This is a genomic window from Pseudomonas donghuensis, assembly GCF_000259195.1.
Classification (GTDB): domain Bacteria; phylum Pseudomonadota; class Gammaproteobacteria; order Pseudomonadales; family Pseudomonadaceae; genus Aquipseudomonas; species Aquipseudomonas donghuensis.
In genome coordinates this window covers 1-12,771 of record NZ_JH650794.1, presented here as the reverse complement: position 1 = coordinate 12,771, position 12,771 = coordinate 1, and the positions used below count along the sequence as shown (strand labels likewise).

General features: G+C 60.1%; 4 protein-coding genes and 1 pseudogene. All 5 read left to right on the top strand.

Annotated elements, in window-relative coordinates:
- On the top strand, positions 1-388 hold a 388-nt coding region (locus UW3_RS0126105), incomplete at its 5' end, for a hypothetical protein (RefSeq protein WP_193384798.1).
- Entirely contained in the window at positions 385-6,528 is a 6,144-nt protein-coding gene (locus tag UW3_RS0126100) for a hypothetical protein (protein WP_010227071.1), read from the top strand. The genes UW3_RS0126105 and UW3_RS0126100, both read left to right, overlap by 4 nt.
- Positions 6,525-10,553 carry a hypothetical protein gene (locus UW3_RS0126095; RefSeq protein ID WP_010227066.1) on the top strand — a complete coding sequence of 1,343 codons (4,029 nt, stop codon included), beginning with the start codon at positions 6,525-6,527 and terminating at the stop codon, positions 10,551-10,553. Before UW3_RS0126100 ends, UW3_RS0126095 begins: the two co-directional genes overlap by 4 nt.
- Positions 10,554-10,970: 417 nt before the next feature.
- Positions 10,971-11,357, top strand: a pseudogene (locus UW3_RS27780) (DDE-type integrase/transposase/recombinase); the annotation flags it as partial.
- Between the two features lie 289 nt (positions 11,358-11,646).
- Positions 11,647-12,732, top strand: a complete 1,086-nt coding sequence (locus UW3_RS0126085; RefSeq protein ID WP_010227062.1) for an IS110 family RNA-guided transposase — start codon at positions 11,647-11,649, stop codon at positions 12,730-12,732.
- Positions 12,733-12,771 lie beyond the last annotated feature (39 nt).

The window sequence follows — 12,771 nt, the reverse complement described above, 5'->3', positions numbered from 1 at the left end:
GGGCGTGCGCGGGGGGGAGTGGCTAGCGCCGTTCAAGGCCTCGCCGATCGTGCTCGGCTGGTTCGGTAATGTCCGCTTGCCCCGCGATGCCGCGCGGCAGGTGGTTGCCAGCGACTTCCTCACGCGCATTGTCGCGCTCCAGCCCGGGGCCGATTTTCACACACTCTGCGCCAACCACCCCGATGCCATCGTCCAGAAATGGGGTGAGGCCTGCCATGACGCATTCCATGCCGGTGCCCAGAAGTACTTGTGGCGGGACCAACCCATCGAGGCGCTGGGCCTGAGCCTCAGTGGTGCTGCGGCGATCGGCCAGGATGGCCGTGTCTGGCACGCCAACCCCATGTACGGGGCCACCGGCGAGGCGGCCATGAAGGTGGTGACCCTATGAAAATCAAGACGCCGAGGCCGGATCAATACATCGAACTGTCGGGGAAGGATCTCGTCGAGGGAAAGGGTGAGGAGTTCAATGCAACGGCGTTCGACCAGTTGGATATCGTTGTTGGCAAGACCCATATCCGCTGGCGCCTGGATCCTCGTACGCCCACGGGTGCCGGTGACGCGCCTGGCTTCGGGCGTGTATCCACGGCTCGAGGCTCGTTCCCCCCAAAATCCGAGACCATACCCAAGAACGGGCACCTCAAGCTTGAATTCCACGTCAGTTCGCCGCTGAGTCCGCGGGAAAGGGGGATCTGGGTCCGCCTGTGGTTGAAGGTCGTCGACGGTAACCTGCAATTCGTACACATGCCGACCGAGTCAGGCGGGACTTACATTGCCGACGCCTCCGACCTGGAGAAGGGCCTCAGCAAGTGGTTCTCCGATGAACGCTACCGCTGGGTCGTCGACCAGCAGCGCCAGCCGAGTCGGGGCAATGCCTTGTTGTGTGCAACTGTCGCGGGCCAACCAGGGCGCGAGAACCTGGTGCATATCGATGCCAGCCTCAAGGCACAGAATCCAAATCACTATTCGTTGGCCTTCGTCCTTGTTAGGGCGTTCGACCAAGACATCTACAACGTTTGCACTGAATTGCTGCTCGACTCCTCGTTCATTTCTGCGGCCCCGGTCAGCGGCTATGCCTTGCGACTGGACTTCGCCGAACGGGCTCGCGCGCCGCTGGTGGCGAATGGTCTGAGACTGCTCTGTATACCCGGGACGAAACACCAGGGCTGGTGGCTGGAATGGTCGAAGATCCCTGGCGGCCGGGGCCAGCGACCGGCCGAAACGCTGACACTCGAATCCATCACCCAAGGATTGCTTGAAGGCCACGCACTGGGTCTTGCGACAACCCGCTCACGTAACCGCCTGAGTCTGGTCCCGACCTGGATCAGCAGCGATTCTGCGGACGATCCCGTCACGCTCGTCTTCCGGCTGCTGGCGGATGCACAGCAGAAGCTGACCGATACCCGCCTGGAGTCGATCCAGCTGACGCAGCGGACAAATATTGCACTCCACTGTGGTGGAGCACTCGACATCGACGGCCAGCCCCTGGTGCTCCGTGGGTGGGCTGAGCAAGCCCCGTCGAAACTCGATCCGCTGCTGTCCTGGACACTTCGCAACGACGACGTTACTCAGCCGCCCTACAGGCTGGGGATAGGTTCCGTCCTGCTGTCAATGGCTTCATTCAAAGGGGGGAGCCTGACGCTCAGTATCGCAGACGAGGGTGCGGCTTACCGCCGTGCACCACTTGAAAGCGTGCTGGAACTCGAATTCGACAAGGCCAATTACACGGCGCTGAGCATGGACCCGGAGCTGGGGTTTGAAACCCTCTCCGACGCGGTCGAGCGCAAACGGCCCTGGGCTTTCGACCTGGAGCCAGCCGAGTCCTGCAAACTCACTATCGAAGAGTGTGCAAACCAGCAGCAAAGTCGGCTATTGCGCATGGCACTCCAGCTTGATGCGGTCAAAGAACACAAGATCGATGTCATTCTGGTCGATCCTGGCCCGCTGACGGTGGCGCGTGTTCAGTCGTTGGAACGGCCAAAAGGCGACGAGATCCTCGTCGAGTACCTGGATGACGCCGATCAGGCACCCGAGTGGCGGTTCTACTCGACCCGGGGCGAGATGACGGTGATCTTGCCGCCACAGGGCATTGGCGAGGAGATGATCAAGGGCTACCTGCACCTGGACCGCGACGACCCGGCCAACCCGAATAACAAGAGCAGAACGCGCGTGCCCGGCGAAAACGAGTTGTTCGACTTCCGTCTCACGCCACCGGCCGTTCTGCGGCTGGACCGAACCGATGTCGACATGGCTCGCTCCGAAGCACCCTGGTCGCTGCGGCGTCTGCTGGCGCGGCGGCTGGGAGCGGTCGGCGTCAAGCTGGAATCGGCGGATTTCGAGTTGCTGTATGGCCTGGCTGCGCATCTGGAGACCGAGGGGCTACGTATTGCCGAACTCGATGGATTCATCGGCCGCGTTCCGTTCCCGGACGAGCTTCAAGTCGTGCCGCGTGGCGGCGATGCTTCTGTTAAACAGCTATATGCAGAAAGGGTCAGGCACTGGTTGAGCGGCCTTTGGGCGCGACCTTCCTGGTGGCGTGTCTACCGGGACATTGCCCAGCGCGGGCGGGTTCTGGTCGATCAAGGACTCTCCTACAGATTGCGCGCTACACGTGATACCGCGCATCCGTTCGACATTGGACATCGCCACGACTACACCACGACCGCGCGCGAGCCTTTGCGTGGAGGTGTGGACTGGCCATTCCAGTCCCGCAATATCTATGAAGAACTGCGTGCCAAGCCGTTCTCCAGTGCCGCTTCGATCGAGGGCCTGGTATTCGGCACCCTGGGTGGCGAGGGAACACAGACGGCGGCCTTCAACAACGGCAAGACACTGATCATCACCAACACCCGCCAGGGACGACTCGACTCCTTCACCCTGATTCGCGTTGGCCGTATCTCGATGCTGTGGAACAAGGCCCGCCATGTGATCGTTTACGAACGAACGACCCGCTGCGCACCGCGATACACGGGAGAGTGTCCTCCGGGCCAGCAGGACACCCTCGAAGCACAACCGGAGTTCGCCGGCATTGCAGCGTTGCGCAAGGTGCGCGAATACGTCGAGATCACCGAGCCGCGACGGCTGTACCCCGACCACAAAACGACCCTGCCCAGCGGCGGACCGCTGGTGCAGAGCGTTTTCGGCAGTATCCAGATTCCGGTGCGGTCCGATTGGGGGCAGGACATCCCCGACGGTTTCATCATCTCGCTGCGTGGCCCGATACCCGCCGGCCGTGAGCTGGAATTCCCGGATCCCCATGCATTTCTCGATCTGGCGCGTGCGCCTGGAAAGGGCGAGGGCGCCATTGCCCACCGTATCAACAGCACGGAACGCCTGGTTTTCTTCAGCAGCACCCGGGACCAGGACGGCGGCGACACCGACGCATGGCCAGCCTGGCCGGATGTCGATTTTCCTCTGCTGAAACGTCCTCGCTCCCCGGATTTGCCTTTTAACAGCAGCTTCCAGGGACGTATCCGGCAGCCTGATGCCGCTGCGATTGAACTGGGCATGGCCAGGTTCACCTTCACCCTCGACCCTGCCGAGGAGGCGGTTGACCTGATGCACGGGCGTAACGTGCCTGGCCTCGAGGCCAAGGTCACCAACATCAACCTGGCCCGCGGTCTGCCGAAGGACGAGCGCAAGCAGACACTCGAGGTCGAGACGATCGCCGAGCCTTTCGGCAATGTCCAGGCACAACTGGTCGATGGGCTCGCCGAGTTGCGTGCGGTGTTGCGTGAGCGGGTTGCGGCGGGGGAAAACCCATCGCTGGACAAGGAACCCCAGCTCAAGGAGGACGTCAGCAAGCTCCTTCAACGATTGCGTGCGGCGGTAAGCGACGTCCCGCAGCCAACGTCTGGCAACACGCGCGGGTGGCTGGAACAACAGAGTGATCGCAATCGCCAGTACATCAATGCCATCAAGGGCGTTGACAGCAACGTGGGCGATGCGGTTCGCCTCGGCCAGCAGATGGAAGTCCTTGCAAACAGGGTGTTGGGCAATGCTGTGGCCCAGGACCTCGAGCCGGCGCGCAATCAAGCGAGCGCCATCGTCGATACGATCAGCCAGCAGGCCAGGCAACGGGTGGGTGAGGTCGGGTTTGTGCCGCAACAGGCGTTGGCAGCGGTGCGCCGCCTGCTCGAGTCGCTGAAGGACGGTTTTGAAACCCGCCTCTCGCGCCTGGTGGGCGACTTGATGCTCGAAATCCAGCGCATCGAAAAGGCCTACGAGGTCGATCCCGATAATGCCGCTGACCTGGACGCCCGGTGGCGCATGACGTTTGCCGGCCTGCCTGTTCAACTGCGCCATCTTGTCGAGGTACTGGATCAACTCGCCGATGGCGCCCTGGGTGAATGGTTCTCACGTGTCAGCAGCAATCCCACGGTCTATAAGCGCCTTGGCGAGAGCATCGCAAGCCAGCTTGATGCAGCCATCGATTGGCTCGATCGCTGGAACGACAGCCTGCCTCCGTTCGATGTCGTGCCCCCCGACTTCGAAGCTATGCAGAGCACGCTGTCTTCGAGCATTGGCAAGTCGTTCGCCGCATCCCTGGTGAGCTCGGCTTCTGAGCCGTTCAAGAAGATGTGGGAGCAAATGGCGGGCGTCACGGAGATCACGAAAGCGGCCGTTGCAGACATTGATGCCTGGGCAAAGGGTCTGGAGAAGAAGATACAGGGCGCACTGTCGGTAGACGATTTGCGCGATGCACTGCTAGCCGGGGCAAACGGGTTGATCGGTGAGCTTGGTAGGGTGGCAGAGAAAGTAAGCACAGACCTGTTGGCCGAGTTTAACCAATTGTCCTTCGGCGACCTTCAAGGCTCCATGGATGTCTTGAAAGACTTCAAATGTGAGACCAGTGACGCGCTACAAACGATAGAAAATCAACTGTCCGGCACCTTGGGCGATCTTGAGCGGGCAGTCCGGGAACAGGCGGAAACCGTTCAAGACTACGTCCAGGCTGGCGGCCGGCAACTGGAAGACTGGGCCCGTACCTCACTGGGCCCCGAGGTCGAGATCGCCAGGCAGAATCTGGACGCGGGCCTGGAGACCCTGCGCATGCTGGCGCAGGGACCCGTCACCGAGGCACTGCAAACCAGCCGCGAGCTGGTCGGCTATTACTTCGAACAGGCAAACCAGACTCTGGGCCTCACACGCGCCAGTGCCTATTTCAACCACCTCGGGCAAGACATGCTTAACTCGCTGAGTGCGAGCATGCCGTTCGACCGCATTCGCGATCGTCTGCTGCCAAAAATCGGCGGCCTGGCGATCCGCGACCTGTTCCCCGATTTCTGCGGGATAAAGCTCACTTATTTCCTCCCTGACCTCGACGTCCCGCTGGACGGCTCCTACGAGTTCGAATGGATCAAGCTGCAGCATGGCTTTGACAAGGACAGGCTGCGTGCCTGGGCCAAGGTGTCGATCAATAAACAGTTCGACGAGCCTGCCACACTGTTCGACCTGGGCCCGGTCAAGCTGCGCCTGATCAATCCACACTTCATTGCTGACAGCGACCTCAGCGTGGCGAAGGACGGCACACGCTGGCAGCGTACGGCTGCTGCGCTCAATGCCGATTTCCAGCTGTCGCTGAACGACAAGCCGATGGTGACGCTGCGTGAGGCCAGCCTCAACTTCAACGAGCAGGGCGAGCTCAAGTTCGACTTCGATGGCGAGAAACTGGAGCTGGCGCCTGAGCTGCAGTTCATCACCGACGCATTGAAGGCCATGATGCCGCAGATGGAGGGTGCAACGATTACTCCATTGCTGCCCTCCGGAGTGAGCGCAAGCCTGAGCCTGCCACTTCCCGACATCGGCACCGGCGCTTTCACGCTGACCGGCATCACGCTCAACACGCACCTGGACCTGCTTATCGGCGATGGCTTCGAGATCAGCACCGGTCTCTGGCTAAGCAAACCGGACCGCCCCTTTGCCCTCGCCGTGCTGTTCCTTGGCGGCGGAGGCTGGTTCGGTATCGACGCGTCGTACAAGCCACCATCACGCTTTGTTACCCGGGTCTCGGTGGGCGTCTCGGCGGGGGCTTTCGTCGCGGTCAATTTCGGCTTCGCCCAGGGAAGCGCCGGCATTCTCTTTACCGGCGGGGTGGATTTCTACCGGGATTGGCAAAGCGGCACCGGAAGTTCCGCCCTGTCGGTTGGCATCCTCGTCTGGGGCGAGTTTTCCGTGATGGGTATCGCTTCGGCATCGGTTCGACTGACGCTACGCATCACCTACGACGGCGGTGGAATGACCGGCAAGGGAACCTTCAACGTGAGCATCCGCATTTGCTGGTGCTACACGCTGCGGGTCTCCCGCCAGGCGCAGAAGGTCTTTTCCGGTTCGGGTACCAACAATGACTCCGGCACTCGGGGTAACAGCAACCGTGCTTTGAGCAGGCGGTTATCCGACGTCACGTCCGCCGGACCTGGCGCAACCGGTTTGGTAGATGCACCTGATTACGGCGTGCTGGCTGCCACCGATATGGCGGGTGCCGTTAACGACTACTTTGAAACCCTGGCCGTGTACAGGAGCGAACCATGACTTCTCTGAATCTGGGCTTGACCCTGTCAATCGTCGGCCCCCGGCAGGATCTTCTGGAAAAACCGAAATGGCTGATGGCACTGCGCGTCTCCATTGGCTCGAACTCAACGGACGACTCACTCCTGGACTGGATCGTATCAACACTGCCGTGGGAGGTATGGCCCGACGCACTTCCCGAAGTCGTCATCGTCGATGAGAGCGGCCAGGAAATCATGCGCTGCATTCCAGAGGCGCCGATGTCAGACGAGACGCCTTTCCTGTTGTCTCTCAAGGCGGCTGTACGCGATCGCGGTATGGATCTGGCCAAGAAGAAGCGCCTGATATTTACCTTCGATGGCAAGGATCAGGAGTTCAACGACACCGGTGACCAGCAGCCGGTGTCATGGCCCGGGCTGATGATGACCTTGAACACCCTCGCCCAACCGACTCCGTCGGCACTCAAGTGCACGTGGTTCTTCTACGTCGACAGGGATCGAGTGGCGACTCAGGACGGCGAGGGCACTTGGCAATTGAAGGCGATTTCTGCTGCTCCAGCGAGCGTAAAAGGCGCGAGCTACTCAGGTACCAAGGTCACGGACGACTCAACGGTGCACGTCCATTCCTACGATATCGGTGGCATCCAGGCGTACTGTAAGTTGCTGGCCCTCAATGATGAGCTGGCTACCGAGCTGGACGAGCTCGACAACTATTGGCTGAGCATCCGCGACAGCCGTGACCACTCGCTGCTGGACCTGGCCACGCGGCTTGAAACGGCGCTGGATCCTCAGTCGATTCTGAGCGCCCTGAACATCGAAGAATTGACCCGCGCCTGTCTATCCAGCGGCGCGGACCAGCCTCCCAGAGCTGCGACCGTCAACGAAACCAAGGACGCTCTGACACGCTGGAAAAAGCGGGCCACGGAACTGGTCGATTGGGTGCCGAACCAGCGTCGAAGGATTATCAGCGAGGCTCTGGTCGATCCGGTCAACTGGGAGGACATCATTCGTCAACGGTATCTGGAGGAGGTGAAGGCGACCTTGTCGACCCTGAAGGAGGCCCAGTCCAAGGACATTCTCACGGAGATCCCGGAGGATGCCATGCCAGGCCTGGTGATCCTGCTGCGCGATCGACTCTTGCCTGGATTCGGCGAGCGCGACCCCGCACCCTGCCGGCCAGGCGAGGGCATCGAGCTGGTACTGGGCGACGAGCTCATGCGTCTGCGAGCGGAATTCCAGCTGACGGGCAAGCCATCGGTCCATGCGGTGGACAGCGTTGCCGCGATCCAGTTGTTCGGACGTCGCAGCTCCGACGTTGCGCAGCTCAATGCTCCGCGTAACGCCTCGACCGCTGGCTGGCATGCGTTGAGTGGCGGGCGATACGCAGTGAAGGCCATCGATGCTGATGCCGATAAAGCCGATTGGAGTCATTCGTCTGACCGGGTGCTCGGTGTGACCGCCGGCTACGTCGATCAAGTGTTGTGCCGGGAGCTGACCTACAGCGGTGCCAATCTGGTCTGCGAGAACCCGATGCAACGCGTGCACCGGGAGCGTCTGGAGAAGGATCCGGCTGAAGATGACGGGTTCGGCCTGATGCAATTGAACAGATTCGCCAGCCCGACCTGGGAACTGCGAGCCCTGCCGCTGCGCTATGGTGACCACTATGAGTTCGCGGCGAGCGTGATCGACCGGGCGGGAGGCCAGGCGGCCGAGCTGTGCAAGGCCACCGAGCCCTGGGAATTCGATCCGACCAGTATCGCTCGTCTCTCGCCGCCACAAAGGTGCGGTGTGCACTTTCTTCGGCGGGTCCCGGTCGGGAATTGCAACATCCTGCCGCCTGAACACGGTTGGCCGCAGACACCCGCCGACGTATGGCTCCGCTGCCTGGAGGAGGCTCCGCCTTCACCTGAATATGGCGCGCAGCCTACCTCGGTTTTGCTGGTGCCGTCCGCGCCAGGCGTATTTCACAGGAAAAGCAGTCGTGATAACGCGAGCGAATGGCCGTCCTCGGTGTCCTTCGCCGTGGAAGCACCGCGTCTGGACGAGCACACGCTGCTGCGTTGGAACATGCCTGCGACGACCCTGGGGCCAGATGATCAGAAAGCCGCTGTGACGGCGCTGAAGGAAGCGTTGACCGAGATCTACCGAGTCCGGGACAGGTTGCTTGCCACTGACGCCACGCTCAATGCTCCCGGTGGCGGATTTCCATTTGATCCTGCGGTGACGGCGCTGGGCGTCAGCTATCACTTCGACAGCGGTACCAAAGGCCGTCACATCATCCAGGACCGGGGTGTGAGCATCACGCTCGAATGTGGCGAGACAGACGAGCTGCAGCTCAAGCAGACGACCCCAAACCAACTGCTTGTGGTTATCGCACCGGGCAGCCATGTGCGGCTCGGACTGGTCCCGCTGATTGCGCCGGATGACTTCAAGCGCATGGACGAACAAGCGTTGAGCGGGCTACTCGATCCCGATCCCTGGCGTGCGGAAGACGGCACTGCGTACCGGGCATTCGCCGAAAGTGTCATTTTCGCAGAAAGCGCAAGCCGGGATCTCCCGGCACTGAACGTCGACCATCTGACAGTCAAGGAGGATGACGCCGGCAATGTCGAGGTCCGCTACGCCTTTTCGGCACTGGACGCTCTCCAGCAGGGTCATTTGCGACATGTCCACCAGATGCGGATCTCCTGCCAGCGCTGGGTCTGGCGCAACTTGCCGGTGCCTGCGAAAGACCTTCCGTCATCACCTTCCGAGCAGCGTCGACGGCTGGCGAGCGGTCCACCACCGGAAATCGTCGACCCGGCGGCCAGGGATGCAGCCAGCTCTGAACTCGTCAGCTACTTTGATGAACTGGCCGGGCTTGACCAGGGCTTTGTGCGGCGTGAGGAGGTGATCCTTCGGTTCCCGCGGCAGCGCAGCGACAACATCGCTCTGCACATCGACCGGCGCGACGGCATCACGGCTGCCGATTACCTGCGCTATCACCTCACACTGAGTTCCCGCTATCAGGGTGTGCTGGCGGAAAAAGAGGGCAAGTCGATTGGCCCGCGGCGCATTGCCATGGCATTCCGTGGCAATGCCGCGCAGATCAAACCGCCCAGGGTGCTGGCGGTATTGCCGCTGGTTCGAGGGATGAGCGACAGTCCTCGCAAGACTGGACGCAACGAGGGTTCTGCCTTCCTGGTCATTCTCGATGAGCCCTGGTTCAGGGAGTACGGCATGGGCGAGCGTCTGCGGGCGAGGGTGGCGCATGTCAAAGCAGAGGTCAGCGATCAGACCGAACCTGCCGAGCTTCGCTTCGGTCCGTTGCCGGACCACAGCGTAGAACCTCTCAAGAGTCCGGAGCTCAAGCGGTTGTTGGCGGAAGATCTCGACTGTTTCGGCCCATTCGGTTTCTCTCTCGACCGGGGAAGCAGCCAGGCGATGGCGAATGCGACCGGGTTCGTGGTCTACCCCCCGGAGGGGACACCCGCGCACTACAACCTTTTCGTGGAGTTCAGTCGCTTGCTGGATATACCGTCCGGGACGCAAAAGGATGGCAAGGTAACAGCGCCGCTCGCCAGTGCAATCAGCGATGCAATCCCCCTCTACACCTTGCCTGACAGTGATGACCTCAACCCGCAGGACGGCCCGCTGCTCATCACCACGTCAGCCGCAGGGAACCTCTCTTTCGAGGCCAGTCAAGTGGCCACGGCACCTTTTGCGGGTGCGAGTGGCAGCGTCCTGCTTCAGTACCGGTATCTATTGATCGTCGGCAGGTTCGTGCGCGATGGTGGGCGGGCGGTAGACGTCTTCCTGCCGGAAGACGGGCTATGGATGGAGGGTGGGGATCTTCGGTTGTTGGGGGAGGGGGCGCGGGAAATCAGTGGTTGCACTGCCGGGGTAATTGCCGAGGTACTGTTGAATGGTCGCCCTGGTGAGCATGATCCTTTGGGGCGCGCCACTGACTTGCGGTGCTTTTTCAAGATGATGTTCGACGGCACTGATAATGATTCACCGGGGATGATTCGCAGGTTCTCGAAGGTATTTGATCTCAAGTTTCGGGGTTGATAAGGGCGGAGATCGTTCCTTCGTTTTGGAACGCTAAGTTTGCTGCGTCCTTCCCCACGATGGTCCGCACACACCCGTTCTTTTCAATACAGTCTTTTGATTTTTACCTCGAAAAGTCAGAGCGCGATTTCCATAGCGCAACGTCACAGGGGGCTGTCCCGATCTTTTATAGCGTCGACCATAAACGCTCTCATATGGCTTATCTGGGTACCATCGCAAGCTACAATAGGGCCAAGCAAACCAATTCTGCTTTGAACACTCCGCTAACTTGGTTCAACGATTCCGGCGCATGAAAATCTTGGGGATAAGGCTGATCGCGTCCGCTTAAAAATACACGGACACCATCGCCCTTAATGCTGGAGTTCGGAAGGTGAGTTCGCCGGACTGTAGTGGTCTAATGATTCCGGATACCTATTTAGCCGAAGCATCATGCTCATGATGCGCGCGGACGGCATAGAGATTGGGCGATTCAAGGTGCGCAAGCTGATGAACGAAATGAAATTGATCAGCAAGCAACCTGGCTCACATGCCTATAAAAAGGCGACGGTGGAGCGGCCGGATATCCCGAACGTGTTGGATCGAGAGTTCACCGTGTCGGCGCCGAATGAGGTCTGGTGCGGTGACATCACGTATGCCTGGGCTCAAGGTCGCTGGCACTATTTGTTGGCTGTGATCGATCTGTTCGCCCGTCGCGTGGTGGGCTGGGCGTTTTCATCGAAGCCTGACGCTGACCTGGTTATCAAGGCTTTGGATATGGCCTATGAGCAGCGTGGTCGGCCTCAGAACGTTCTGTTTCACAGCGACAGTAAGAATGTGATTGCCAGTGTTTCCGGATGGCCTGACCCACACAGCGATGGACCAATAAGGGATGATCTGGCGTCGTGAGGTGCCCTGGTTGGCCTGACCCCCACTCCGATTGGCCTTGTGTCTTTCCTTGGACCTGTCGGCCAGCCGGGAGCGCTGCACGTCGAGGTTTGCGCCTCACCGATGCCTGTGACCCTAGAAGGGCCTGACGTTACGTCACTTTACTGTCTTGTCCACGTACTCGGCTCGAGCGGATTGGTCTGTGATCCCAAATTTGGAGCAACCAACTATGCGCGACGTCGAAGCCGAAGGATTTCAGAAACGAGTCGTAGGTGGCGTGGATACTCATAAAGACTTACATGTAGCGGCAGTCGTAGATGAACTTGATCGTGTTCTAGCCAGCGAGTGTTTTGCGACGACACGGCATGGCTACAAACAAATGCTGACGTGGATGCGCTCGTTCGGCGAGCTGACACGTGTGGGCATTGAATGCACTGGAACATATGGGGCCGGGCTGCTGCGATACTTGGATCAAGCTAAGGTGACTGTTCTTGAAGTGACAGCGCCCGACAGAAGCGATAGGCGCAAACGGGGCAAGGACGATACGCTGGATGCCTGTAACGCAGCTCACGCGGCTTTCGCAGGTGTTCGAACAGTCACCCCCAAGAAGCGAGATGGGATGGTCGAATCGTTACGTGTACTCAAGGTTTGCCGCAAGACGGCAATCCAGGCTCGCCGCGTGACGTTGCAACTTATTCAGAACACCATCGTCAGCGCACCAGATGAGCTTCGCGAGACATTACGAGAACTGACGCGAATGCAGTTGATTCGAATGCTGGCAGCGTCGCGGCCGGATTTATCTGACTACCGTCAGCTCGCGTCTGCATATCGAATAGCCCTCAAAACACTGAGCAGGCGGTATCTGGAACTACATGATGAAATAGCCGATCTGGACGTTATGATAGCGGGCTTGGTTGACGATCTTGCACCAGACTTGGTTTCTCGCAATGCCATCGGTTATGAGACTGCCGCTCAGCTTCTCCTGACAGCTGGGGACAACAGCGATCGCTTCCGCTCAGAATCTAGTTTCGCTGCCCTTTGTGGCGTCAGCCCTGTCCAGGCATCTTCAGGAAAGGTTAGCCGCCATCGGCTCAATCGAGGTGGCGACCGTGCTGCTAATAGCGCTTTGCACATCATCGCAATCGGGCGGCTGAGGACAGACGCTCGAACCCAGGCTTATGTCAGCAGGCGCATCGCTGAAGGTCACTCAAAGCTTGAGGCGATCCGATGCCTCAAGCGGTATATCGCGCGAGAAGTTTACGGCATCATCCAAAGCCGAAACCGCACCATCAACCAAGTCGCAATATCCACTTGACGTTTAGAAGGGCGTCCAAGGAAGCCAATACGGCAGGCG